The following is a 26,147-nucleotide window of genomic DNA, read 5'->3' on the forward strand; positions in this document are numbered from 1 at the left end:
GGCCTTTTTATTGCCCATCATTTTTAAATAAAGATTTTATTTCGCCCTACTGCACACTTCAATCTAGCTGAAATTAAACAAATATTGACAAGTGATATTGTCAGTAATGTGTTTTAATAACTTGCATTGTAGGATGAAGAATGACAGGGCAAGCAACATGGATAAGTTTGTAGATGTATTGATTATTGGTGCGGGTATATCTGGAATTGGTATGGCTGTACATTTGTTAAAAAAATGCTCTAAGCAACAATTTGCCATTCTAGAACGTCGTAATAATATTGGTGGAACGTGGGATTTATTTCGTTATCCGGGTATTCGCTCCGATTCAGACATGACGACCTTTGGTTATCAATTTAAGCCATGGGAACGCGATAGCTTTTTAGCCAATGGTGCTTCAATACGTCATTATTTACAGGAAGTCGTGGATGAGTTTGGGCTAGAAAATAAAATCCATTTTAACCATCAGGTAGAACGTGCCAATTTTGATCGTCAGCAGCAAAAATGGTGTGTGGAATTATTAGATTCAACTGGTCAAGCTCAATTATGGCATGCCAATTTTATTGTCAGTTGTACCGGATATTATCACTATCAACAGGGCTATTTACCTCGTTTTCCCCATCAAAATACTTTTCAGGGTACTATTATTCACCCACAACATTGGCCAAAAGAGCTTGATTATAGCAATAAGAACATTGTGGTGATTGGCAGCGGTGCTACCGCTATGACGTTACTACCGGCCTTGGTGGCAGGTGGAGCCGCTCATGTAACCATGTTGCAGCGTTCACCAACCTATGTGGTATCTGTTGCAGGAATAGATTTTATATACCAGAAATTACGACAATATTTGCCCGCTCAACATGCTTATCAATTGACTCGAGTTCGTAATATTGCAGTGCAGCGTGCTGTTTATTATTTATCTCAAAAATATCCAAGATTGGTACGCGCGATTTTATTACAGCGCATTAAAAAACAACTCAAAGATAAAGAGAACTTAAAACATTTTAAGCCTAACTATAATCCTTGGGATCAACGTTTATGTGTTATTCCAGATGGAGATTTATTTGAAGTATTAAATCGTCAACAAGCGAGTATTGTGACCGATCATATTGAACGCTTTACCGAAGATGGCATCTTACTTCAGTCTGGCACTTTGCTGAATGCAGATATTATTGTTTCGGCTACAGGCTTAAATATAGAAGTCTTGGGTGGAATTAAGATAAGTATAGATGGACAAGCAGTAAATCCAGCAGATCAACTGTTGTATCAAGGTGTATTGGTCAGTCAGTTGCCGAATTTTGCCATGATGATGGGATATATCAATGCATCTTGGACCCTAAAAGTAGACATCGCTGCAGATTATGTTTGTCGTTTACTCAACTATATGCAGCAGCATCATTTTCGCCAAGTGGTAGCAGGCCATCAAGATTCAGATAAAACTGACCTCACGGTTATGGGTGATTTAAGTGCGGGTTATATTCAGCGTGCGTTTGCGCATATGCCGAAACAAGGAAAAGCTGCACCTTGGAAAAATACCCATAACTATTTGTTAGATCGTAAAGTATTGAAGAATGCTAGTTTTGAGGATGATATTTTAAAGTTTCAATCATAAGCTTTAGGTCATTTGTTTTGGGCGGCTGTTGCTGTGTTTTAATTGATAATAATTACTATTATTGGTAAATTAACCAAATTTCATTGCTACTGGCAAAGACTTATGGCAGCTGGTCAAGAACAGATAATGGCTCATTATGTCGCGGAACTTTATAAAAACCATAAGGGGTGGTTATATGGTTGGCTATATCAAAAATTAGGTTCGGTAGACACGGCTGAAGATGTTTTACACGATACATTTTTAAGAATTATTCGTAGTCAGGAACTGTTTCAGATTCAACAACCCAAAGCTTTTCTGACCACAACCGCAAAACGTATTTTGATTGATCGTGCGCGGCGCGCTAAAATTGAACAGGCTTATTTAGATTATTTAACGCAAGCAGCGCTGAGTTATGAGATTAGTCCTGAGCAAGTTGTGATGGCAATAGACAGTTTAGATCGGCTTGCTTATGCCTTAGAAGATTTGTCCTATCGTATGAAAATGGCTTTTTTATGGCATTATATCGATGACTTAAGTTTAAAAGAAATCGCAGCACGTTTAGGGGTCAGTAGTAAAACCATTCACCATGATTTGGTTTATGCATTAACACACTGCTATAAAGTACTACATTGAATTCGCCATCGTGCGCAAAGGAATATCTCATTGTCTGAACTGCATCAGAATCCAGAAGATCAAGATCAACTGCTGAATGAGGCTGCCGATTGGTTACTGCGATTAAGTCATGACGATCTAGATATTGAGCAGCTACAACAATTGCAACAATGGAAAATGCAAAGCCCTCAGCATCAGCAAGCTTTTGATAAAATGGCACAGTTTATTCAAGGTTTAGATGTCTTAAAACAGCAACAAATTAAAAGTCAGCACCCACTAATTCGCAAGCATATCGTAAAGAAAAAATCGTTGAGCAAAACTGCTGCTAAATCACTCTTATTATTTATTGTTGCTGCGGGTTTGATTTATCAGTTGCCGATACAACGTTGGCGGGCCGATCAGTTGAATGCTGCTAAGCAATGGCAACAGCAAATATTGAGCGATCATAGTCAGATTTTATTGGCTGGGAAGACTGCTTATAATATTGATTATTCAAATCAAAAGAGAAAAATTCAACTTTTAGAAGGTGATATTTGGGTTGATGTTGCCAAAGATCATCAGCGACCGTTTATTGTGTCGGTTGGGGATGTGCAGATTGAAGCGCTAGGCACACAATTTGTAATCCGTCGCGATGCCCAACAGCTTGAAGTCAACATGCTGGAATCTAAGACTAAAATTTATTCTGCCAGTCAACAATTTAAAAGCTTCCAACTCAATACTGGGCAGCGCGCGCGTATCCATGATGGACAGGTCAGTGTGCAAAATATTGATCAAAAGCAGGTTGCACAAGCATGGCAACAAAAAAAATTGGTGGTGAACGATATGCCATTAGATCAAGTTTTAACCATGTTGGAGAAATACCAAAATAGTAAGTATCTCTATAATCGTCAGCGCTTAAGTCAGTACAAAGTCACGGCCGTACTGCCACTTGATCAAACCGATACGGCTTTGGCGTTATTACAAGAACAGCTTTCTTTGCAGATTTATCCTGTTGGTTCGTTGCTGACATGGATTAAAGCAAAAAATAACAATTAAATTTTCCGTTTCAGCATTCTGGTGCGTCTAAGTAAGTAGACAATCTGAAAATGAAGGAAAATATGATGGCACATCGTGTTGCATTTCCAAAAAAATTAAAACCATTGGTATTTGCAGTTCATCTGGCGACGGTTTCTTTGGCACTATTGCCGAGTCTGAGTTTTGCTGAGGCTATTGCGGTCAATATACCGGCAGGAAGCTTGGCTCAGGTTTTAAATCAATACGCACTACAGACCGGTGTGAATATTGTATTGGATAGCCAAGCTTTAAGTGGTCATCGTAGTGCAGGTCTAAAAGGAAAATATGAGCTAGAACAAGGGTTTGCTGCACTATTACAGCATACTAATTTTGAAGTGAAACAGACCGCTCATGGTTATCGCTTACAAGAGAAAAATAAAAATACTGTAACGCCAAATACCACAACGCTGCTACAAAATCATGCTGATGAGGACACGCAAGCACTGCCGGTGATTAGTTTGGTTGCAACACGTTCGGGTATTACAGAAGGTAAAAATAGCTATACCACATCGCAAATGAATACGGCAACGCGGTTAAATTTATCCATGAAAGAAACACCGCAATCGACGACAGTGATTACCAAACAGCGTATTGATGATCAGAACATGACCAGCATTAATGATATGGTGCAAAGTGCGCCTGGATTAATTGTTGATAGCAGTAATGGGCCATCACGAACAGTATTTCGTGCACGTGGCTTTGATATCGATAATATTATGTATGATGGTCTACCTTCACAATATGATCCGATTGCTGTCGGTGTCAGTACCAATATGGCGATGTTGGATCGGGTTGAGGTGGTGCGTGGTGCAACAGGTTTAATTACCGGAACAGGTAATCCCTCTGCGGCGATTAATGTGGTACGTAAACGACCAACAGCTGAGCCGAAAGTGAGTTTAACCGGCAGTGTTGGACGTTGGAATAACTATCGCGGTGAAATCGATGCCTCATCTAAGCTCAATAGCAGCGGTAGTGTCCGTGGTCGTGTAGTTGGCTCTTATCAAGACCAAGATACGTTTAGAGAGGGTGAAGAAGCAGAGCATGGTCTACTTTATGGCGCACTTGAAATAGATTTAAGCCCACAAGCAACTTTATTGACAGGGATTTCTTATCAAAAAGATTATAACAATAGTTTCTGGGGTGGTATTCCACTTGGAGCAGATGGACAACACATCAAAGTTCCTCGCTCAACCAATCCTGCGAATGATTGGGAAGATAAAACCACACGATTAACCACATTATTTACAGACTTAGAATATCGTTTTGATAATGACTGGAAATTGCGCGCAGCGGTCATGAAATCATGGAATGACGGTATATTTTCTGGTACGTATTTAAATTATACGCCGGCACGGGGTTTTGCTTATTCGGCTTATCAAGGCAAATATGATATTAATAACACAGGCGTTGATGTGTTTTTAAATGGACCTTATCAGTTATTTGGGCGTAGCCATGAAGCTGGTTTTGGTCTAAGTCAACGCAGTACCCGTAGCAAGCTCCATAATTATTCGGGCGGTGGTTTTTATGGTGACCATCTTGATCCATTGAATCTTGATAAAATTGCTAAACCGGATTTTCAATATAGCGGTTCTAGAACGACTGAAATTGCACAACATGGTTTTAATGCCATGACTCGTCTGAATTTAGCAGATTCTTTAAAACTGATTTTAGGTGGACGCATAGACTGGTATGAATATAAAGATTTTGCCGGCAGCAGCGGTTATAAAGTCTCGGATGAACTGACCAGTTATGCCGGCATCATTTATGATCTCAATCCCAATCATGCGGTATATGCGAGTTATACGACGATTTTTCAGCCACAAAATAACAAAGATATAAATCGTAAGATCATCAAACCCATCACCGGCAATAACTATGAACTGGGTATTAAGGGTGAATACTTTGATGGCGCTTTAAATGCCAGTGCAGCATTATTTCGAATCAATCAAGAGAATCGTGCGAAAACTTTAGCCGATCAGAGTGCTTGCCCAGAAGATTTAAATAACTCATGTGCCGAAGCATCGGGTCTGGTACGCAGTGATGGTTTTGATTTAGAGTTGCAAGGTGCTTTGAGCTCTGCTTGGCAATTGGGCGCGGGCTATAGTTATGTCAAAGCACGGTATAAAAAAGATAAAGACCCTGCAAAAGTTGGACAGATATTTGAAAGTAATGCACCGAAAAAAGTTTTTAAACTGACCAGCTCTTATATTTTACCAACTGAAAATAATAATTGGCGCGTAGGTGGTACGCTGTATTGGCAGGATACAATTTTCAATAATGTCACCAATATGGGGGCAGCAACTGATTATCGCGTGGAGCAAAAAGCCTATGCTTTATTAGACTTGATGGTGGCTTATCAGTGGAATCAAAACCTTGATCTACAGTTAAATATTAATAATGTCTTTGATAAAGAATACTATCGAGGCATTGCTTCAGATATGGGCTGGTTCCCTATGGGCAGTTATGGTGATCCACGTAATGCGGTCTTTACGGTTCGCTATAAATTTTAAAGTGCAGAGGTAGAGCTAAACGATGATGGCGGACTCGAAAGGATGAGATGCCGATCATGCTGTTAGCGGTCTAGAAGCGCTCCTTTTTCTGGCTGAATCAGTTAAACTAAGTGCTATTTTAGAGTGAGGATACATCATGTCAGACGATTTAAGTTTAGAAGAACGTAAAGTTATTTATCGTGCTCGTCGCGGTCTTAAAGAAATTGATGTGTATTTTGATCCTTATGTTCGTCAATATTACTTAAAAGCAGATGCGGTCGAAAAAGCCCTGTTTGCTGAATTGGTTGAACAAGAAGACCCAGATTTATTGGATTGGTTTATGGAGGTGAGTCAACCGCCAAAACCTGCGCTCAAAGACTTGATCAATAAGCTTAAGCATTATGTCCACGCATCAGATCGTGTCCAATAACTACGCTGGACCCTATCAGCTAAAGCCTAGTCGAGTTGCTGTCATTGTTGTTTGGGGCATGATGGCATGCTTGGCTGGGCTATTTTATTACTTGTTAGATGGCATGTTGATGCTCTTGTGCTGTGTGGCATTGTTACTTATATATTGGCAATTTAATAAATCAAATAAAGTAATTGCTTTACAGGCTCTGGATGACAACTTGTGGGTTCTACAGTATCAAGCTGTGTCACAGCCTCGACAGGTCCATATTTTGAAATGGCTGGATCATCAAGCCTATATAGTGTTGTATTTTCAGGAAGCTAAGCTCGCACCATTAATCATTTGGTATGATCAAGTGAGTTACCAACAGTGGAAAAATTTAAAAGTGTGCGCAAACCTCAGATAATTGTTAGACAGCGCTAAAATACTTTGTTTGTAATAAATAGTTTAAAATCAATAGTTTAATATTAATATTTTAACATTCATTAAAAATTGTCAGACATATATTCAAGAAAATGCCAATTTATCAAATTGTTAGACAATCATGCCGCTGAAAACACAAACATATGCTACATTGTTTTTAACGAAGATTTTCTAGATAGCAATTTAGTTAATCTCCAACTAAGATCACGGATGGTCGTTCAGCACAGGTAACTGCGCAAATGGGGGCGTGACATTAGTAGAGTTTAACGCCAATATAAATCCCGACTGGGGATTTGCCGTTTGATAAGTAGCATGTGCTGAACCGTCGCAATGCTACTTTTTTTTATCTCAATTTCAGTCATAATCTCTTTTCAGACCTTCATTTTTTGTTGCGTATAGCGTGCAAACAGCACAGAGCGCAACATATTGTTAACCATTACTCTTTTGTTAGAACACTTTTCATCCTTAGCCTGAGTCGCTCATTGCAATTGAGCATCACAAAGGAGTCAAGTCGTATGGTCAATCATATCTTGATGAAAAGATTGCTTTTCGTAGCATGTTGTATGGTTATTTCTGCGCTCTTACAACTGTTGCAAGCGGAAAGCGTGTACTGGCGTTGGGCTTTTTGGAGTGAGCCGTGGCGTTGGTGGTCTGCACATTGGGTGCATGTGAATTGGATACATTATTTTCTCAATATCTTTGCTTTTATCTGTTTGCCCTTTATCTTTCCACGCTTGAGACTAAGTGTTTTAGCGGCTTTACTGCTGGTGTTGCCGCCCTTGGTGAGTATTAGTTTTTACTATTATTTTCCTGAGGTTGAAGTCTATGCTGGACTATCTGGGGTTTTGCATGGTTTGTATATTGCAGCTGCATTAGATGCCTTAACCATTGCATCGGAACGTCGCTTTGCCTTGTTATTGCTGGCTGTGGTCGGGCTTAAATTGTTTTGGGAAAATATTTTTGCTGCACATGATCAGATTGCCACCATGATAGGTAGTCCGGTATTAATTGAAGCGCATCTGCTTGGTGCGTGGTGGGGTGTTATTTGCACGGCACTTTGGTTGGGTTATCGTCAATATCAACGGCATCATGCTCTTGAATAGTTACTCAGAGCGGTTTTAGAAGCAAGCTATTGATACCAAAAGTTATTTTATTTAAGCGCTGATCCGTTGCAGCGCTCAAGTGGTTAGGGCTTAGCGCTTAGTGTTTGGCTGGACGAGGTTTAAACTGAATAACCCCAATATCATCGGCAGGTTCTGGTGTGCTCGGTTCTACGTGGGTGGGACGGTTTTCAGAATAGCCACATTCAATGCACTCGATCCATTCCGCATCATGTAAACTGTCACTGAGCATGACGACACGGTCCATTGCTTGGCATTTGGGGCATTTCGCACCTGCAATAAAACGACGTTTAATCCCCATAATCAATTTTGCCTGTTTTGGAAAAAAATAATGTTCTCAGTTTAAAGACCATAGCACTTTGTGACAAGCGCTATGGTCAACGGCTTAAGCCGCTCCGGTTGTAGTCCAACCTTGGTGACGCAATAATGCATCGATTTGTGGTTGGCGACCACGGAAGTTTACAAACGCATCTAAAGCACTGTCTTTACCACCGACTGCAAGAATGCTGCGACGGAAATCTGCGCCAGTTTGGGTATTGAAAATGCCTTCTTGCTCAAAACGATCGAAAGCATCACTGGCAAGTAATTCAGCCCATTTATAGGAATAATAGCCAGCAGCATAACCGCCTGCAAAAATATGGCTAAAGCTATGGGCAAAGCGGTTATAGTGAGGTGCTGTTAAAACGGCTATTTTTTGACGAATGTTTTGTAGTGTACTCTGAATTGCGGTGCTATCCAGTGCTGGGTTGTGTTGATGAATCGCTAAATCAAATAGGGCGAATTCGAGTTGTCTTAAAGTTTGCATTCCCGATTGGAAGAAACGTGCAGCCAACAGCGCATCCAATAAATCTTGGGGTAGGCTATCTCCGCTTTCGATATGCTCACTTAGTGCATTGAGACTTTGGCTGTCCCATGCCCAAAACTCCATAAACTGGCTTGGAAGTTCTACGGCATCCCACGCCACACCATGTGTTCCTGCCACAGCAATCTGGTCGACTTCAGTGAGTAGGTGATGTAGACCATGACCAAATTCATGGAATAAGGTAATGACTTCATCATGTGTGAGCAGTGCTGCTTGCCCTGCAACGGGTGGGGTAAAGTTGGCAACGATATAGCAAATGGGTTTTTGCAAAGCATCTGGTGTTTGCATACGTGATCTAAACCCACTCATCCATGCGCCACCGCGCTTGCCATTACGGGCATAAAGATCAAGATAAAACCCACCCAGTACGTTGCCTTGTTCTGAAATTTCATAATACTTGGCATCAGTATGCCAAACGGGAGCTTCACGCTGCGCAATATCAATGCCATATAGGCGATGTGCAACTTGAAATAGCCCTTCGATCACTTTGGGTGCCGGGAAATAAGGTTTTAAGGATTCTTGAGACAGATTAAATTGCTGTTGTTTAAGTTTTTCAGCATAGTAAGCGCTGTCCCAGGCTTGTAAATCCTCAATACCATCAGCACTGGCAATGGCTTTTAGTGCAGCGATTTCTTGGGCTGCAGGTTGACGTGCATGTTCAGCCAAGTCAAATAAAAACTTTTCTACCGTGGCAACATCAGGCGCCATTTTGCTGGCCAGTGAATATTCAGCAAAATTTTGAAAGCCTAAGAGCACCGCCATTTCCTGACGGAGTGTCAGAATTTCGTGCATAATGCCGCTGTTGTCATATTCAGGCTGATCAGATTGATCTGAAGCACGTGTGGTATAGGCTTTATAGAGCTGTTCGCGTAAGGCACGGTCTTCAGCATAGGTCAAGATGGCTAAATAAGAAGGAATATCCAGTGTTGCGACCGCTTGATCTAGCTCGCGTTGTTGACCATATTGTTTGAGTAGCGCAATGCTACTGTCGGGTAGACCTTGGAGCTGCTGTGCTGTGAGCGGCAAGTAAAAAGCCTGTGTGGCATCTAATACATGATTGGAGAAGTCTGAACTGAGCTGAGAGAGGCGTGCAGAAATTTCAGCATAACGTTGTTTTGCTTCACCTTCTAAAGCAACACCAGAAAGTTTGAAATCTCGCAAGGCAAGTTTAATGGCACTTTGTTGGGCGGGACTTAAACGGGTAAATATTGGTGCATCATGCAGTTGTTGGTAGGTTTGATAGAGTGTGTGGTGTTGACCAAGCGCAGTATAGTACTCACTCAGTGCCGGTAAGAGCGACTGATACAGCTCACGTGTTGCTGGGTTATTCATCACTGCATTGAGATGAGATAAGATCCCCCAAGCTTCGTTCATCTGATTTTCGAGTTGGTCTAGACGCGCCACCACGGCAAGTTGAGCTGCACTTTCCGTCGGGACTTGATCGAATGTCGTTAAAAAATTTTGTCCTTCTTGGATGGTCTCTTCGATTTGTTGTTTTAAGGTGCTGAGTTGAATTTGATCAAAACGGGGAACTGGTAAAGTTGCTGTCGTCATTGTAGTGTGCCATATCATTGCAAATATTATAGCTAGATGTAAGGTCGTTTACGGTAGAAATCAAGCATTATCGCGGAATTTATTCACTGCCATCATCGGTTACTAGCGCTTAAAACCATAGACCAAGTAGCGATTTGACCATTGCTTAGCAGTCCTGCCGGCTGATTATTTTACAGGCTGACACAAAATTTAATCGATTGCCTGTGTATCAAACCAAGGTGCATGTTATCTTGGAGGCAAGTTATGCTTGTTCAAGCTTTGATCAACTATCCTGAACTAAAATAGCGCAAGCCCGCCATCCACATGATAAAAAATGCACAAATCCAGTGCGAATCCTAGAAATTCTCGATAGCAGATCGCTTTGAAAAACAAAAAATGTACGACAACTTTAATGATTTTTGAATCGATATAAATTGGCACATTTTTTGCTTTAATCAAGTGCTGGTCGTGAAAATAATCCCTATTTTGGCGCAAATTGAGCGACTTGGCACGGACTCAGTCATGAGCTGTTTGCTTTATAACGGTGCGCAATCGTAGTGTTGGAGGGGCTGTGGTGAACCGCCCACATTGTCAGCATATTGGTCATTGCCCATCGCTATCAACAGTTTATAACGAGCTCGTTCTCAGACTTTATCGTTTATATCTTACTGTTTAAGAAGGGTACGCTATGCACATGCCATCGCCTAATACTGTAGCTCCCGCGCAAGGTTTATACCAACCGGATGAGTTCAAAGACAACTGTGGTTTCGGCCTTATTGCACATATGCAAGGTGCCGCCAGTCATGACTTGGTGCAAACTGCAATTCATAGTTTAAGTTGTATGACGCACCGTGGTGGTATTGCAGCAGATGGCAAGACAGGTGACGGTTGTGGCTTATTGTTGGCCATGCCGAAGCAATTCTTTCGTGATGAAGCACGGCGTTTAAGCGATATTACCCTGAGTGAAATTTTTGCGGTGGGAACCGTATTTTTAAATACCGACCCACATATGGCAGAGCAAGCCAAGTCTATTTTAAACAAAGAGATTGAAGCCGAAGGTCTGCGTGTCTTGGCATGGCGTGTGGTACCAACCAATCAAAGTGTACTGGGTGAAATTGCTTTGCAGTCTTTGCCAGTCTTTGAACAGATTATTGTTAATTGTCCGATGGGGCTGACTGAAGTTGAATTTAACCGTAAATTGTTCTTGGCTCGACGCCGTGCTGAACAACAATTAAGTGCAGACCCATTATTTTATGTGACCACCTTGTGCTCTACCGTGATCAGTTATAAAGGCTTGATGATGCCTGCAGCGATTGCTGATTTTTATACCGATCTAGCCGATGAGCGTTTGGCATCTCATATTGTGGTATTTCACCAACGGTTTTCAACCAATACTTTGCCACGTTGGCCTTTGGCTCAGCCTTTTCGTTATTTGGCACATAATGGGGAAATCAATACCATTACCGCCAACCGAAATTGGGCGATGGCACGTCGTCCTAAATTTGCCAATCCATTATTGCCGGGTCTAACCGAGTTCAATCCGATCATTAACCGTACGGGGTCTGACTCTTCTAGCTTAGACAATATGCTTGAAATTTTAGCCAGTGGTGGCATGGACTTATTTCGTGCTTTACGAATGCTGGTTCCACCGGCTTGGCAGAATGTAGAAACACTCGATGCCGACTTACGCGCATTTTATGAGTTCAACTCCAAACATATGGAAGCTTGGGACGGTCCAGCAGGCTTGGTGATTCAAGATGGTCGTCATGCCATTTGTATGTTGGATCGCAATGGTTTACGTCCGGCACGTTGGGTGATCACCAAAAATGGCTATATCACACTGGCCTCAGAAATTGGCGTATGGGGATATAGCCCAGAAGATGTCTTGTCTAAAGGTCGCGTTGGACCAGGGCAAATTTTGGTGATTGATACCCAGACTGGAAAAATGCTCGATACCGCCGAGGTCAATCGTCATTTAAGTAAAATGCGCCCTTATAGACAATGGTTACGTGACAATGCGATTCGGATTCAAGGTAGTCCCGAGTTAGAAGAATATCTAAGTGAACAAGGGCTCAAGGGCGAACAGCTTAAAGCAGCACAAAAAATGTTTATGGTCAGTTTTGAGGAACGTGATCAGTTATTACGCCCAATTGCCGAAAGCGGTCAAGAAGCTGTTGGATCCATGGGGGATGATACTCCAATGGCGGTATTGTCTCGTCAAGTTCGCCATGTATCAGACTACTTTCGACAACAGTTTGCTCAAGTGACCAATCCTCCAATTGACCCATTGCGGGAGTCGATTGTGATGTCCTTGGAAACCTGTATGGGACGTGAGCAAAATGTCTTTGAACAAGGACCTGAACATGCCGAGCGTTTGATTATCTCTAGCCCAGTATTGTCGAACTCAAAAATGCAGCAAATACGCACACTGGGGCGTGCAGGCTATGAGATAGCGGATATCGATTTAAATTATCCTGAATCTGAGGGTTTAGCCGCAGCAATTCAACGTATTTGTGCGCAAGCCGCAACAGAGATTCGTGCCGGTAAAACTTTACTCTTGCTCAGTGATAAAAAAATTCGTCCGGGCTATTTACCCGCCAATGCCCATATGGTTACGGGTGCGGTACATCATCATTTGATTGCACAAGGGCTACGCACAGATGCCAACTTAATTGTTGAAACTGCTTTGGCACGTGATGCACACCAGTTTGCCGTCTTATTGGGTTTTGGTGCGACTGCGATCTATCCTTATTTAGCCTATGATGTGATCAATGATTTGGTCGCCAAAGCTGAGTTACTGGGTGATCCAATCCATGCCCAAGCCAATTTCCGTAAGGGGATTGAAAAAGGGCTACTCAAAGTCTTATCTAAAATGGGTATTTCAACAGTTGCTTCCTATCGTGGTGGGCAACTGTTTGAAGCGGTTGGTTTATCCAAAGCCGTGGTTGATCTGTGCTTTGTCGGTGTGCCGAGTCGTATCCAAGGCGCGACCTTCGATGATTTAGAAAATGACCAGAAAAAATTGGCGCAATTGGCATGGCAAAGTCGTAAACCGATTGACCAAGGTGGCATGCTGAAATTTGTTTTTGGTAAGGAATATCACGCGTTTAACCCTGATGTGATCAATGCACTGCATAAAGCTGTGCGCTCAGGAGACTATGCCGATTTTAAAGCTTATGCGGAATTGGTCAATCAACGCCCTGTAGCAACCATTCGTGATTTATTTAAACTCAAAACTGACCAATCGATTGCGCTTGATCAGGTTGAATCCATTGCCGACATCTTGCCGCGCTTTGACTCCGCAGGAATGTCATTAGGTGCCTTGTCACCTGAGGCGCATGAGGCGATTGCCATTGCGATGAATAGCATTGGTGGGCGTTCCAACTCTGGTGAGGGCGGTGAAGACCCTGCCCGTTATGGCACCATTCGTAACTCTAAAATCAAACAAATTGCCTCTGGTCGTTTTGGCGTCACACCTGCGTATTTGACGTCGGCTGAAGTTTTACAGATCAAGGTGGCGCAAGGTGCTAAACCGGGTGAAGGTGGGCAATTACCAGGCGGTAAGGTCAATAGCCTGATTGCGCGGTTACGTTATTCCGTGCCGGGGGTAACGCTTATTTCACCGCCTCCGCATCATGATATTTACTCGATCGAAGATTTATCACAGTTGATTTTTGATTTAAAACAAGTCAATCCGCAGGCAATGGTGTCAGTCAAACTGGTATCTGAGCCAGGTGTAGGCACCATCGCGGCAGGAGTGGCCAAAGCCTATGCCGATTTTATTACCATCTCAGGCTATGACGGTGGAACGGCGGCTTCACCTTTGTCATCGATTCACCATGCCGGTTCTCCTTGGGAGCTTGGTTTGGCTGAGGCGCATCAAGCATTACGTGTCAATGACTTACGTGGCAAGGTGCGAGTACAAACTGATGGCGGTTTAAAAACCGGTTTAGATGTGGTGAAAGCTGCCATTTTAGGTGCCGAAAGCTTTGGTTTTGGCTCAACACCGATGATTGCTTTGGGTTGTAAATATCTTCGTATTTGTCACCTCAATAACTGTGCAACAGGTGTGGCAACACAGCAAGATCATTTGCGTGCCGAACACTACATCGGTGAGCCACAAATGCTGATTAATTTCTTCCAGTTTATTGCAGAAGAAACGCGGGAATGGTTGGCTGTACTGGGGGTGTCACGTTTAGCCGATTTGATTGGTCGCACAGATTTACTGGAAATTTTGCCCGGTGAAACCGACAAACATCAACACCTCGATTTGTCTGCTTTATTAAGCTCACATCCGGCGGCTGAGGGTAAGGCACAGTATTGCCAAGTACAGGGTAATGCGCCGTTTGACCGAGGGATTTTGGCTGAGCAAATGGTCAGTGAAATGCTTGCCACAATTGAAGCAGGTCAGACTGGAGAATTTAGCTTTAAAGTGGGCAACTGTGACCGTTCCATTGGCGCACGTATTTCAGGTGAAATCGCCCGTCGTTATGGCAACTTAGGCATGGAAGAACATCCTGTGGTGATGAACTTGATTGGCACAGCTGGTCAGTCTCTTGGGGTGTGGAATGCTGGCGGCTTACATATCCGTCTAGAGGGGGATGCCAATGACTATGTGGGCAAAGGCATGGCTGGTGGTCGTATTGCCATTTTCCCGCCGCAAGGCTCGCCATTTCAAAGCCAACATACTGCAATTATTGGTAATACCTGCCTGTACGGCGCTACCGGTGGGAAATTGTTTGCCGCAGGTACCGCAGGGGAACGCTTTGCAGTACGTAACTCCGGTGCTTTCGCGGTGATTGAAGGTGCCGGTGACCATTGTTGTGAATATATGACCAGTGGTGTGGTTACAGTCTTGGGCAAAGTGGGGCATAACTTTGGTGCCGGTATGACGGGTGGTTTTGCGTATGTTCTCGATTTAGAGAATGACTTTGTTGACCACTATAACCATGAGTTGATTGAGCTGAATCGTATTTCTACCGAGTCGATGGAAGATTACCAAGCATTCTTACGCCGCATCTTAGATGAGCATATTGCTGAAACGGGTAGTGCGTGGGCTTATAAAATTCGTAATGAATTTGACTTTTATAGCCGTAAGTTCTGGTTGGTCACACCCAAGGCTGCCAATTTACAAACTTTACTGAAAACGACACAAGCAGACCCACAATAAAATACGGTTATTGCGTCAATAGATAGATCAGATTTTAGGCAGGTGTGGATAAGTGAGAGCTTTTCCACACTGACCCACGGAGAGCAACATGGCAGAACGCCTTAACAACGATTTCCAGTTCTTGGATGTGATGCGCCAAGATCCAGACAAAATAGATCTGCAACAACGCACTACCGCGTTTGTGGAAATTTATCAGCCATTTAGTAATGAAGTCGTCAGTGATCAGACGCACCGTTGTCTGGGCTGTGGTAATCCCTATTGTGAATGGAAGTGCCCGGTACACAACTATATTCCCAACTGGTTAAAACTCATTAGCGAAGGTCGCATTTTTCAAGCAGCAGAACTCTGCCATCAAACCAATACCCTACCGGAAGTCTGTGGTCGTGTTTGCCCACAAGATCGTTTATGTGAAGGGGCTTGTACGCTCAATGATGGTTTTGGTGCCGTAACCATTGGTAATGCCGAGAAATATATTAACGATACTGCCTTTGCTTTGGGCTGGCGTCCCGATATGTCACAGGTACAATGGACGGACAAAAAAGTTGCCATCATTGGTGCAGGACCTGCTGGATTAGGTTGTGCCGATATTTTGGTGCGTAATGGTGTGAAAGCCGTGGTCTTTGATAAACGCCCAGAAATTGGCGGGCTGCTAACCTTTGGTATTCCAGAATTTAAAATGGAAAAAGACGTAATGAAACGCCGTCGTGAAATTTTCACGGGTATGGGGGTTGAGTTTCGTCTCAATACAGACATTGGCGTCGATGTCAGTATCGAACAATTGCTGGCTGAGTATGATGCGGTCTTTATGGGAATGGGGACCTATACCTATATGAAGGGCGGTTTTGCCGGTGAAGATCTTGCTGGCGTTTACGATGCACTCGATTTTCTGATTGCCAATGTCAACCGTTGTCAGGGCTGGGAACAAGATCCGAGCGAATATATCTGCGTTGAGGGTAAAAAAGTGATCGTACTGGGAGGTGGTGATACCGCGATGGACTGTAATCGGACCTCCATTCGCCAAGGTGCAGCCGAAGTAACTTGTGCCTATCGCCGTGATGAAGCCAATATGCCAGGCTCACGTCGCGAAGTAGGTAATGCCAAAGAAGAAGGCGTTCAGTTTCTTTTTAACCGTCAGCCGATTGAGATTGTCGGTGATAATGGCAGAGTGACAGGGGTTAAAGTGGTGACCACCCAGCTAGGTGAGCCAGACAGCCGTGGGCGCCGCAGTCCAGAACCTGTACCTGGATCAGAAGAAGTGCTTCCTGCCGATGCAGTGTTGTTAGCCTTTGGTTTTCGATGCAGCCCTGCCGAGTGGTTTAGCAATGTACAGGTCAATATAGACGGTGCTGGACGGGTTATTGCCCCAGAGCAGCAAGCCTATAAATTTCAAACCAGCAATCCGAAAATCTTTGCGGGTGGCGATATGGTGCGAGGTTCTGATCTGGTGGTTACCGCAATCTGGGAAGGCCGCCAAGCGGCTGAAGGAATTCTGGATTATTTGGCGGTTTGAATCGATTTAGACCACGGATATAAGCATTATTTAAATTTTTATGTTTAACCAATTAAAATTTTTAAGAAAAATTAAACGCCTAAGCTCATATGCCTAGGCGTTTTTTTATTTATATCGACCCAGTCGCCTCGACATGATAGCTTGCGATCACTTGATCGGCTTGGCAGGTGGCTCCTTGTTGTACCTTAATGTCGATATTGCCATCTTGTTGTGCCACAACAGGTACTTCCATTTTCATGGCTTCCATAATAGCAATGGTTTGCCCAGTGCTGACGTGTTCACCTGATTGGACTTTCCATGCACTGATGACACCCGACATAGGGGCAAGAATATCGCTTGCATTGCTGTGTTCTACATTGTCTTGGCTTGCTGTGAGCTGCGCTGTAGCGCTTTGCTGAGCAAATAGTTGTGCTGGAAGTCCGAGACGATGTAGCTTGCCATCGATTTCAATATAACTGAGTAGTAGAGCTTGTTGAGCTGCTGGAATGCTGCGTGTGCTACTGGTCAGATTATGCTGGAAGTCATTTTCGATCCAGCGGGTATGAACTTTAAAGTCCTCACAAAAGTCTTTTTCTTCAAGCACAGCACGATGAAAATCTAACACCGATGCAACACCCTCAATCTGAAATTGTTTCAGTGCACGTTTGGCACGGGCAATGGCAATGTCGCGTGTTGGACCCGTCACAATAAGTTTTGCCATGAGGGAATCAAAGTGTTGCGAGACTCGTGAGCCAGTACGGACCCCTTGATCGACGCGCACGCCTATCCCAAATGGTGCTTCAAAGCGGCTGAGCACACCAAATGCGGGAATAAAACCACGTGCCGGATCTTCAGCATTGATGCGAAATTCGATGGCATGTCCTTGTGCGATGGGCGTACTGTCTATCGAGAGCTTTGCGCCCAAGGCAATACGTATTTGTTCGACGACTAAATCAATGTTGCTGGTGGCTTCGGTGACAGGGTGTTCGACCTGTAGACGGGTATTGACTTCTAAAAAGGATAACTTGCCATCACGACTTAATAAATACTCGACAGTGCCAGCACCGACATAATGTGCGGCTTGGCAGATATTATGCGCTGAGCTTAAAATCTGCTGTTCAATTTGTTTGGAAATAAAAGGCGCAGGTGCTTCTTCAACCAGTTTTTGATTACGGCGCTGTAAAGAACAATCTCGTGTACCCAAGACCACAATATTGCCATGTTGGTCAGCAATGACTTGTGCTTCCAGATGGCGTGGTTGGTCAAGGTATTGTTCTACAAAACATTCACCACGACCAAAGGCGGCAATGGCTTCACGTACTGCCGCTTCATAAAGTTCTTTGACATCTTCTAAATGCCAAGCAATTTTTAAGCCGCGACCACCACCGCCAAAAGCCGCTTTGATGGCAATGGGTAAGCCATATTGTTGCGCAAAAGCAACGGCTTCATCAGCATGTTGTAAGGGCTCTTGGGTGCCGTGTACCAGTGGCGCACCCACCAAAGCTGCCAGTTTACGTGCTGCGATTTTATCACCGAGCTGTTCAATGGCTTGCGGTGATGGTCCGACCCATTTTAAGCCCGCATCAAGCACTGCTTGTGCAAACTCCGCTCTTTCAGATAAGAAACCATAACCTGGATGGATCATGGTTGCCTTAGACTTGCGTGCAATTTCTAAGATAGCGGCAATATTTAAATAACTATCACGTGCAGTAACACCGCCCAGCCCCCAAGCCTCATCGGCAAGCTCAACGTGTAAGCTGTCGATATCATCATCGGCGTAAATCGCAACAGAGGGAATGCCCATATCGCGACAGGCGTGAATGATACGGACGGCAATTTCACCCCGATTGGCGATGAGCAGTTTCTCTGCATTGTTGTTTGCAGTCATCTGGTTTTTTGGCAATGAGTGATGATGTGTTTGTTGTTCAGTATTCATAATGCATTCTCAAAAGCTGTAATGTCGCTGAATAAGTTAAATTTGATCTGACAGCCAGCGGGGATTTGGGCCACTAAATTCCAATGATGTTTGGCGACTGCGCCAATGACGGGATAACCTCCCGTGAGTGGGTGGTCATGCATAAATAATACTGGTTGACCATTGGGTGGAATTTGTAGTGCACCAATACAAGTGCCTTCGCTATCGAGTTCATGGGTGATTTTGCGTTGTAATGCTTGCTCACCCAGTAGTCTGAGCCCGACACGATTACTGTCGTGACTGACTTGCCAATGTTGCTGGAATAATAGCTTGATGCTCTCAGGGCTAAACCAGTCTGGTCTTGGTCCAAGCACCAGGTCTAACTCAACCACATCACCCACTTTGGGTAATTGCGGCATTGCTGCTTCATAAGGACTAATAGGCTGGCAGTTGAGCTGTGCAGAATATAAAGTGTCGCCCAGTTGTAAGGGGGCAGGACCAAGGGCTGCCAGACTGTCGTAGGAACAGCTACCTAAAACCGCAGGCACAGCAATCCCGCCACGAATTGCCAGATAATGGCGTAGACCTGCATGTGGGTTTTGAATCAAAAACGCATCGCCTGCATCCAGCGCAATACTTTGGTAGCTGCTAAATTGTGCGCTACGACCATCGGAAAAATAAACCTTGATGTCGGATTGAGCACCCGTTACGGCAATAACGGTGGCATGATGGATGTTCGCTTTAAAGCCGCCATTGAGGATTTCTACTACCGCACTTTGAGGTGGGTTACCCACCATGCGATTGGCACTGTGCATGGCAAATCGGTCCATCGCACCAGCATGACTAACACCTTGATGTGCTTGCTTAAAACGACCCTCGTCTTGCACTAGCATCTGTAGCGCTGCTGCTGTAATGCTTAGCATTGCGAGAGACGCGTTATGCTGAGTTACTTGCGTTTGCGTGTGTGTGGCTGTGGCGATGTCAGTATTTTTTAGCGTCTCAGTTTCACTGTTTAAAGATGGACTAAGCGTTGTACTGCTTAACGTTGTGCTAACTGCTACACGACTTGGTGCATGGCTGACATCTTCAAAGATGACCGACATGCCAGGTGTGAGTAATGCCGGTTTAGAACGTGATAAATCCCACATTGCGGTTGTGGTAGAACCAATGAGTTGCCAGCCACCTGGGCTGTCTTTGGGGTAGATCCCCGAATATTGCCCTGCTAAACCTAACGCACCTGCTGGGATTTTTTTGCGTGGCGTGGCTAAACGTGGAATATCACTAAAAGGTCGATCGGGGCTACTCAGATAAGCAAAGCCTGGCGCAAAGCCTATAAAAGCAACCTGCCACAGACTGTGTTGGTGTCGACTTATTAACTCTGCAATGCTTAGTCCTTGTAATTCAGCAACTTGTGCCAAGTCTTCACCGTCATAACAGATTGGAATAACACATTCTTGCGCGTGTTGCTGATCAGCACGATCCCATTGCAGTTGTTGAATCTGTTGCACTAAAGTTTTTGTATTAGTTCTTAAGTCATCAAAGATCACTAAGATCGTGCGTGCAGCAGGCACCAGTTCTTGAATTGCCAGAGTCTTATGACTGGATAGCGTTCGGTAGAGTGCTAAGGTCTCTTCAGGGCTGGGCAGCTCAATTAAAAAACTGTCTATATTCACCGATAAAAAACGCATATGTTCATTCCTTTGAGTTTTTTATAGAGATTGGACTAGTTCATCCATGCACGATCAGGAATATCGGTAATCAACATATGCCCGGGTGCATGGCTAATCGCAAATGGAATTTTAGATTGCATAATGGCTGCTTGCGGTGTCACACCACAGGCCCAGAAAACCGGGATTTCATCGGCTGCAATACGTGATGCATCGCCAAAATCTGGGCGGTCAATTGCTGTGATTCCCAAGCTCTCAGGGTGCCCAATATGTATCGGCGCACCATGTACACTGGGCATTTTGGCTGTAATTTGTACTGCTTCACTGATCCGTTCTGCGGCAATTGGGCGCATAGACACCACCATATTGCCAGAGATGCGACCCGCAGGGCGGCAGGCAATATTGCTTAAATACATTGGCACATTGTGTTGGTCTTCGATATGTCGAATCGGAATCCCTGCGTCTTGTAAGGCGGTCTCAAACGAAAAACTGCAACCAATCAAAAAGGTGACCAACTCAGGATGTGCCGTGTAGATTGCTGTTGCATCTGTAATTTCATCAACCATTTCGCCATGTTGCCACACGCGGTAGCGTGGAAAGTCGGTTCGGATGTCGGCATCTGCCGCTAAAATACTGTGATAATGCTGTTGTTCTAGTACATCTAAAATCGGGCAGCTCTGCGGATTGCGCTGTGCATAAAGTAAGAAATCATAGGCCCAGTCTTTGGCGACAGAGATCATGTTGACTTGGGTCATTCCTGCGGCTAACCCAGCCGTTGAACGATCAAAACCAGCACGAATCTTTAAACGTGCAGCCTGTGCAGCCTCACGTTGTGCGGCACTTGCGATGATGCGTTGTTGTTGATTATGCATGTTAGTTGACCTCTGTAGCTTGGGCAAAAGCACGAATGTTAATGTGATGTTGAAGAAGTTCACTTTTGATGGCATTCGCCATCTGTAGCGCACCAGCAGTATCGCCATGTAGGCAAATGCTGTCGGCTAAAATAGGCGTAAATGTCCCTTCAATCGAGGGTACACCGCCTTCTTGCAGCATACTGACGACACGTTTGGCAACGACCTCTGCATCATGTAAAACTGCGCCTTCTAGACGGCGTGAGACTAAGCGACCATCGGCATGATAGGCACGATCGGCAAAGGCTTCAGCCACTACACTTAAGCCCGCTTGTCGTGCTTGCTGGATAAGAGGGGATCCAGCCAAAGCCACTAAGATCAATGATTGATCATAGCTTTGAATGGCGTCAATAACGGCAGCTGCCTGTTTGGGGTCATGCGCAATGGTGTTATAGAGCGCACCATGTGGTTTGACATAGCGCACTTTGCTCCCAGCAACTTTGGCAAGCCCATCGAGCGCGGCGATTTGATAAAGTACATCAGCCGTCAGCTCTGCTGCTGAGAGGTCCATATTGCGGCGACCAAAGCCAACTAAATCTGGATAGGCGACATGGGCACCAATACTGACATTTAAGGCGACGGCTTTTTTGACCGTATTGAAGATACCCAGAGGGTCACCAGCATGAAAACCACAAGCAATATTGGCACTGCTGACAATCGGTAAAATGTGTTCGTCATTGCCCATCTTCCATGAACCATAGCTTTCACCGAGATCGCTATTTAAGTCGATAAACATGGCATTACTCCTTTTGCTGTGTCTTGTACTGTTGTGGTCACAACACACAACAGTACAGATCGAGCTTTAAAATGATTTGGTTTGCATTGCTATGCAATGAACAATTAAAGCTTGGAACCATTAAAGCTTGGTCAAATAATTAAAGATCGCTGAGAAAGACATATAACCCATCCACCATGTCAATAAACAGGTTGCTGCACCCAGTACAATGAGCCATTTCGGGTAGTTATAATTGTTCATCATATCCTTACGACAAGCAGCGACATAGACAAAAATAGTGAGACCAATGGGTAATACTAAGCCGTTGAACCCACCTACAAAAATCAATAAACCGGCAGGTGTTGCACCCAGAATTACATAAATCAGTAAGGCGAGGGCAATAAAGCTGATGGTGACGTAATTACTTTGTTTTGCCGTAATATTTTTCTTGAAGGCACTAAAGAATGTGACAGACGTATAGGCAGCACCGATGGTGCTGCTGATGCCGGCAGCCCAGAAAATCAAACCAAATAATTTATAGCCAAACACACCCGCAGCATATTGAAACGCTTGTGCGGCTGGGTTGGCATCATGGCTGGCCAAATCAATATTTGCACCACTCACAACGACCCCTAAAAATGCGAGAAAGAGCACATAACGCATAATACCAACCACGACAATGCCTTTGGTCGCAGCTTTGGCTACTTCATCAATATTTTCAGGACCTACAGCGCCTTTATCCAACAAGCGATGAGCACCGGCATAGCAGATATAACCGCCCACTGTGCCACCGACAATGGTGGTAATAATGGCAAAATCAATTTGTTCTGGGGCAAAGGTTTGATGTATTGCTTCTCCCATCGGGGGCATGACGATAGCCGCAACAATGATGATCAGGATAATTTTAAGTAATCCCAGAACGATCATGCTCTTATCCATCGCCAAGGTAGCTTTACGTGAGGCGAAAATCAAAATGGCGAGCGCGCCACTTAAAATGCCTCCCCATTTGGTATCTAAACCAAACAAGGCATTTAAACCTAAGGCAGCACCAGCAATGTTGCCGATACTAAAGAAAAAACCACCTAAAATCACCAGAAAGGCTAACAGATAGCCACTTCCAGGTAAGGCTTTATTGGCAATATCGGATGAACGCATTTGCGTTAAGGTCACGACACGCCATATATTTTGTTGAACCACATAATCAATCAAAATAGAAATTAAAATAGCAAAACCAAAGGCTGCACCGAGTTTGACGGTAAATACAGCAGTTTGGGTTAAAAAACCAGGCCCCATCGCAGAGGTCGCCATCATAAAAATTGATGCGACAATCGCCCATTGGCGGTCTGATAAAAAAGAAGATTTAAGTAAAGACATCGGCTGCGTTCCTCATCCGTTTGAGCTTCATAACGCGATTTTTTTAATAAGACCAAATGCATCATCATCGATGAATTTTGTTTGACCTTGTCCAGTAATAAAGAGTCTTTCTTTGCTCGTTGCAATCATTGCATTGATGATGGCTTTGAATCCTTATTGCCTATTTTTAATAAGACCATAGTGCAAGGCATCGTACAATAACGCGATATTTTTATTAACTTGTTGAGTTTTAATGTTTTATTGGGTTGTGTTTGTTGGAGATAATCAATCCTTATCGATGCTGATAAGTCCTGGTTATCATAGGCTAGGTAATTGATATTGTTTTAAATCTTATAAAGCATATCTTTCTCCTGCGTTGCTCTCATCTTTGAGGGTTTAAGTTATTTGGGAATTTTTGCAAGCAATGCTTGCATGGCATGCTGTGAGACAGAGATCGCGAGCGTGGTGAGTTTTTCTTTTAGCACGGTATCGCGACCTTGCACATAAATTGCGGTGAAATCAAATTTTTGTAGTTGCACAGGGGTATTAATAATTTCTAACTGACCCTGCTGAATTTCTTTTAATGCCGTTAAAGTTGGTACGACAGCAATACCTAAACCTTGTACCGCCAAGCGTAATAATGTCGCCAACGAATAACTGGTAATGGAGCACGGCTCATCAATAGCTTGCTGCTTTATTTTTATTTTAAGTTCTTTATAGGGATAAGTTGTTTTAGGGTAGGTTAAAATCGTATGTGACATAAGGTTGCTTAAAGACATTTGTCCGATAGTCCCTTGCAATAAGGGCGAGGCTAAGAAGCTTAATTCAAAATCACATAAGGGCTGCTCAATACATTCAAAGGCTAAGGTTGGACCCAGCAAAAAAGCCATATCTAAATGACCTGTGCGGACACTTTCTTGTAAATTGGGGGTAAGATCAACCACAATTTCCACCGAAACTTTGGGAAAAGCCAGCTGTACAGCTTCGATATATTCAACCAGCCATGTATAAACGATGGTTTCAGAAACACCCAAACGAATTGTCGCCGTTAAATAATGGTCTTCTGCCAGTTCTGCGATTAAGTCCGTTTCCAGTCGCATAAACTTTTCGGCATAGCGAAATAAAGTCATACCTTTGTGTGTGGGTTTCAGTTGGCGACTACTCCGGTCAAGCGTATTAAAGCCCAAGCTTTTTTCTAGAGCGGTAATTTTCTGAGAAATGGCAGGCTGGGTGGTTTGTAATTTAATAGCGGCTTTATTAAAACTATTTAAACTAACCACCCAATAAAAGGCTTCTAAATTTTTTAAATTCACGGTTCATCCTGAAACGCTATGCTAAGTTTGCATCATACTGGATTTATTGAACTTATATAAATGATCAATTGCTATGATTTAATTTAAGAATAATCTCTGTTTTTCATTTTTCATTTTTCATTTTTCATTTTTCATTTTTCATTTTTCATTTTGACGGTGTTTGGTGTGGCGCATAGCGCTTGCTAAAACTTTCCGCAGTCAGGACGAAAAACTTCACAAATTTTAAATATGTCACTAATATACATTTTATTATTTTAAAAGATTATTTAGATGATGGATAAGTTTATAAAGACAGGCATGGTCATTGTCATGTGTATGGCTGCAATGAATAGTTTTGCACAGCAAAAAACCATCAAATTTGATGATGCTATGTGTGATGTAGAGGGAAAGTTTGACACCAATAAATTTAAGACGGATGAAGTCTTAAATACCATGAGATTTATTCGGGACAGTGGTGCGATTATTCTACCGCCGACAAATTGGGAAAAGCTTAACTTGGCAAAAGTCAGTCAGATGATGAAGCAAGAGTATGAACAAGAAAAGCGTGCCTTACAGCAAAAAAAATTAGTGAATTTACCTGAAGTACAGCAGTTAAGAACGATGTATTTAGGTGATCTTGATCTGAGTTATGATATTAACCTTAGAATTGTACACAGCACGCAAGATCCCACCCGCTTACTGACCACACAGTATGGTGACAAATGTTTGGCAATTGCTAAACAACTCAATCAATCAGATGCTAAAAAGATTATACAAAGCTGGCATGATGCTGAGAAGGCAAAAATAGCTAGGTATTTAAAAGAAGGTGAGCAGTATTCTGCCAATCTATTTGAAAATAACTTTAAGCGTGAATATACCTCTCAAAATCCATTATTTTATGCAAAGAAAAATTTAACGGATGCTTGGAATAATTGTGCAGTCGATTATTTACCCTCGAATATCGCGTCACGATCAGATAAGGTTGATGCGCTGAATACAGCCATTGAAACAAAAATATTTAATGGCAGCTTAAAATATGAGTGTGATTAGGTGTATTGGTGATGATGATCATCATTGAATGCTAAACCGCTGTTGCAATTTTTTGATTATTCTAGTCGGCTGTTATGATGTGGATTCATATCCCAATCCTAGTCGTGCAGCCGATAAGTTGATGAGGGATTTTTACTGTATCTAGCGTTATTTGTTTTTATTTTAGTATTTGTCCCGTTCTAAATAAAATAGCATTGTTATAATTCAGCATAAAAAAATCCCCCATCTTTCGATGGAGGATTTTCTTGAATCTGGAGCGGGAAAGGAGACTCGAACTCCCGACCCCAACCTTGGCAAGGTTATGCTCTACCAACTGAGCTATTCCCGCATGCCGCCTATAATACAGCATGAAATTATTCGGTCAAGATTTTTTTTGAGGACAAATGATTGATTGCGTAAAATAAAATCACTTTTTAGTAAAAAAGATCAAAATTGCATATATCTTGTTCATATACTTCATTTTTTATATTTAAAATGGCGTTTATAGATGACATT

Annotated in this window: 18 protein-coding genes and 1 tRNA gene; 10 read left to right on the forward strand and 9 right to left on the reverse strand. The window is 43.2% G+C overall.

What is annotated here, in order from left to right:
* Positions 1 to 157 precede the first annotated feature (157 nt).
* The 7 genes from BFG52_RS02205 to rrtA all read left to right on the forward strand — a co-directional run bounded on the left by BFG52_RS02205 (position 158) and on the right by rrtA (position 7,677).
* Positions 158 to 1,609 (forward strand): flavin-containing monooxygenase, encoded by a 1,452-nt coding sequence (locus BFG52_RS02205; protein ID WP_067552046.1) that lies wholly within the window; start codon positions 158 to 160, stop codon positions 1,607 to 1,609.
* Between the two features lie 126 nt (positions 1,610 to 1,735).
* A complete protein-coding gene (locus tag BFG52_RS02210) occupies positions 1,736 to 2,221 on the forward strand; it encodes a sigma-70 family RNA polymerase sigma factor (protein ID WP_228703796.1) in 486 nt (161 codons plus the stop codon).
* 30 nt (positions 2,222 to 2,251) lie between these two features.
* Positions 2,252 to 3,235: a FecR family protein gene (locus BFG52_RS02215; RefSeq protein ID WP_081408593.1), complete on the forward strand. Its 984-nt coding sequence runs from the start codon at positions 2,252 to 2,254 to the stop codon at positions 3,233 to 3,235.
* 62 nt (positions 3,236 to 3,297) lie between these two features.
* Positions 3,298 to 5,763, forward strand: a complete 2,466-nt coding sequence (locus BFG52_RS02220; protein ID WP_169817557.1) for a TonB-dependent siderophore receptor — start codon at positions 3,298 to 3,300, stop codon at positions 5,761 to 5,763.
* A gap of 136 nt (positions 5,764 to 5,899) precedes the next feature.
* Positions 5,900 to 6,172, forward strand: a complete 273-nt coding sequence (locus tag BFG52_RS02225; protein WP_067552051.1) for an FAD assembly factor SdhE — start codon at positions 5,900 to 5,902, stop codon at positions 6,170 to 6,172.
* Entirely contained in the window at positions 6,144 to 6,557 is a 414-nt protein-coding gene (locus tag BFG52_RS02230) for a hypothetical protein (RefSeq protein WP_067552053.1), read from the forward strand. The genes BFG52_RS02225 and BFG52_RS02230 overlap by 29 nt, the downstream gene beginning before the upstream one ends.
* A 532-nt stretch (positions 6,558 to 7,089) precedes the next feature.
* Complete coding sequence (gene rrtA / locus BFG52_RS02235; protein ID WP_067552055.1) at positions 7,090 to 7,677, forward strand: rhombosortase; 588 nt, start codon at positions 7,090 to 7,092, stop codon at positions 7,675 to 7,677.
* A gap of 97 nt (positions 7,678 to 7,774) precedes the next feature.
* Here the strand turns inward: rrtA and BFG52_RS02240 are convergent, their stop codons facing one another.
* Together BFG52_RS02240 and BFG52_RS02245 are read right to left on the reverse strand one after the other, a co-directional pair.
* On the reverse strand, positions 7,775 to 7,990 hold the full coding sequence (locus tag BFG52_RS02240; protein WP_407639239.1) for a YheV family putative zinc ribbon protein: 216 nt from the start codon (positions 7,988 to 7,990) through the stop codon (positions 7,775 to 7,777).
* A gap of 90 nt (positions 7,991 to 8,080) precedes the next feature.
* Positions 8,081 to 10,129 carry a M3 family metallopeptidase gene (locus BFG52_RS02245; RefSeq protein WP_067552059.1) on the reverse strand — a complete coding sequence of 683 codons (2,049 nt, stop codon included), beginning with the start codon at positions 10,127 to 10,129 and terminating at the stop codon, positions 8,081 to 8,083.
* 655 nt (positions 10,130 to 10,784) lie between these two features.
* Here BFG52_RS02245 and gltB point away from each other — a divergent pair.
* Both gltB and BFG52_RS02255 read left to right on the forward strand, forming a co-directional pair.
* Positions 10,785 to 15,260 (forward strand): glutamate synthase large subunit, encoded by a 4,476-nt coding sequence (gene gltB / locus BFG52_RS02250; RefSeq protein WP_171257339.1) that lies wholly within the window; start codon positions 10,785 to 10,787, stop codon positions 15,258 to 15,260.
* A gap of 88 nt (positions 15,261 to 15,348) precedes the next feature.
* A complete protein-coding gene (locus BFG52_RS02255; RefSeq protein WP_067552063.1) occupies positions 15,349 to 16,770 on the forward strand; it encodes an FAD-dependent oxidoreductase in 1,422 nt (473 codons plus the stop codon).
* 109 nt (positions 16,771 to 16,879) lie between these two features.
* On the opposite strand, the gene BFG52_RS02260 is transcribed toward BFG52_RS02255, so the two are convergent.
* From BFG52_RS02260 to BFG52_RS02285, 6 genes are all read right to left on the reverse strand, one after another.
* On the reverse strand, positions 16,880 to 18,637 hold the full coding sequence (locus BFG52_RS02260; RefSeq protein WP_067559017.1) for an acetyl/propionyl/methylcrotonyl-CoA carboxylase subunit alpha: 1,758 nt from the start codon (positions 18,635 to 18,637) through the stop codon (positions 16,880 to 16,882).
* Positions 18,638 to 18,681: 44 nt separating this feature from the next.
* The gene (locus BFG52_RS02265) at positions 18,682 to 20,352 is read right to left on the reverse strand and encodes a 5-oxoprolinase subunit B/C family protein (RefSeq protein WP_067552066.1); all 1,671 of its coding nucleotides are present in this window, start codon (positions 20,350 to 20,352) and stop codon (positions 18,682 to 18,684) included.
* 35 nt (positions 20,353 to 20,387) lie between these two features.
* Positions 20,388 to 21,203 carry a putative hydro-lyase gene (locus BFG52_RS02270; RefSeq protein WP_067552069.1) on the reverse strand — a complete coding sequence of 272 codons (816 nt, stop codon included), beginning with the start codon at positions 21,201 to 21,203 and terminating at the stop codon, positions 20,388 to 20,390.
* A gap of 1 nt (position 21,204) precedes the next feature.
* Complete coding sequence (locus tag BFG52_RS02275; protein WP_067552072.1) at positions 21,205 to 21,978, reverse strand: LamB/YcsF family protein; 774 nt, start codon at positions 21,976 to 21,978, stop codon at positions 21,205 to 21,207.
* 120 nt (positions 21,979 to 22,098) lie between these two features.
* The gene (locus BFG52_RS02280; protein WP_067552075.1) at positions 22,099 to 23,331 is read right to left on the reverse strand and encodes an NRAMP family divalent metal transporter; all 1,233 of its coding nucleotides are present in this window, start codon (positions 23,329 to 23,331) and stop codon (positions 22,099 to 22,101) included.
* Between the two features lie 380 nt (positions 23,332 to 23,711).
* Positions 23,712 to 24,623: a LysR family transcriptional regulator gene (locus BFG52_RS02285; RefSeq protein ID WP_067552077.1), complete on the reverse strand. Its 912-nt coding sequence runs from the start codon at positions 24,621 to 24,623 to the stop codon at positions 23,712 to 23,714.
* A gap of 270 nt (positions 24,624 to 24,893) precedes the next feature.
* Here BFG52_RS02285 and BFG52_RS02290 point away from each other — a divergent pair, with 270 nt between their 5' ends.
* Positions 24,894 to 25,652 (forward strand): hypothetical protein, encoded by a 759-nt coding sequence (locus BFG52_RS02290; protein WP_157758061.1) that lies wholly within the window; start codon positions 24,894 to 24,896, stop codon positions 25,650 to 25,652.
* Between the two features lie 252 nt (positions 25,653 to 25,904).
* Here BFG52_RS02290 and BFG52_RS02295 read toward each other — a convergent pair.
* Positions 25,905 to 25,980 (reverse strand) — tRNA-Gly (locus BFG52_RS02295).
* Between the last annotated feature and the right edge of the window lie 167 nt (positions 25,981 to 26,147).

Origin of the sequence: Acinetobacter larvae, from assembly GCF_001704115.1 — a bacterium.
Taxonomy (GTDB): Bacteria; Pseudomonadota; Gammaproteobacteria; order Pseudomonadales; family Moraxellaceae; genus Acinetobacter; species Acinetobacter larvae.

Coding starts and splice junctions, on each gene's coding strand:
- BFG52_RS02205 (WP_067552046.1), top strand. CDS start 158: ATGGATAAGTTTGTAGATGTATTGATTATTGGTGCGGGTATATCTGGA.
- BFG52_RS02210 (WP_228703796.1), top strand. CDS start 1,736: ATGGCTCATTATGTCGCGGAACTTTATAAAAACCATAAGGGGTGGTTA.
- BFG52_RS02220 (WP_169817557.1), top strand. CDS start 3,298: ATGATGGCACATCGTGTTGCATTTCCAAAAAAATTAAAACCATTGGTA.
- BFG52_RS02225 (WP_067552051.1), top strand. CDS start 5,900: ATGTCAGACGATTTAAGTTTAGAAGAACGTAAAGTTATTTATCGTGCT.
- BFG52_RS02230 (WP_067552053.1), top strand. CDS start 6,144: ATGTCCACGCATCAGATCGTGTCCAATAACTACGCTGGACCCTATCAG.
- rrtA (WP_067552055.1), top strand. CDS start 7,090: ATGGTCAATCATATCTTGATGAAAAGATTGCTTTTCGTAGCATGTTGT.
- BFG52_RS02245 (WP_067552059.1), bottom strand. CDS start 10,129: ATGATATGGCACACTACAATGACGACAGCAACTTTACCAGTTCCCCGT.
- gltB (WP_171257339.1), top strand. CDS start 10,785: ATGCCATCGCCTAATACTGTAGCTCCCGCGCAAGGTTTATACCAACCG.
- BFG52_RS02255 (WP_067552063.1), top strand. CDS start 15,349: ATGGCAGAACGCCTTAACAACGATTTCCAGTTCTTGGATGTGATGCGC.
- BFG52_RS02260 (WP_067559017.1), bottom strand. CDS start 18,637: ATGACTGCAAACAACAATGCAGAGAAACTGCTCATCGCCAATCGGGGT.
- BFG52_RS02265 (WP_067552066.1), bottom strand. CDS start 20,352: ATGCGTTTTTTATCGGTGAATATAGACAGTTTTTTAATTGAGCTGCCC.
- BFG52_RS02270 (WP_067552069.1), bottom strand. CDS start 21,203: ATGCATAATCAACAACAACGCATCATCGCAAGTGCCGCACAACGTGAG.
- BFG52_RS02275 (WP_067552072.1), bottom strand. CDS start 21,978: ATGTTTATCGACTTAAATAGCGATCTCGGTGAAAGCTATGGTTCATGG.
- BFG52_RS02280 (WP_067552075.1), bottom strand. CDS start 23,331: ATGTCTTTACTTAAATCTTCTTTTTTATCAGACCGCCAATGGGCGATT.
- BFG52_RS02290 (WP_157758061.1), top strand. CDS start 24,894: ATGATGGATAAGTTTATAAAGACAGGCATGGTCATTGTCATGTGTATG.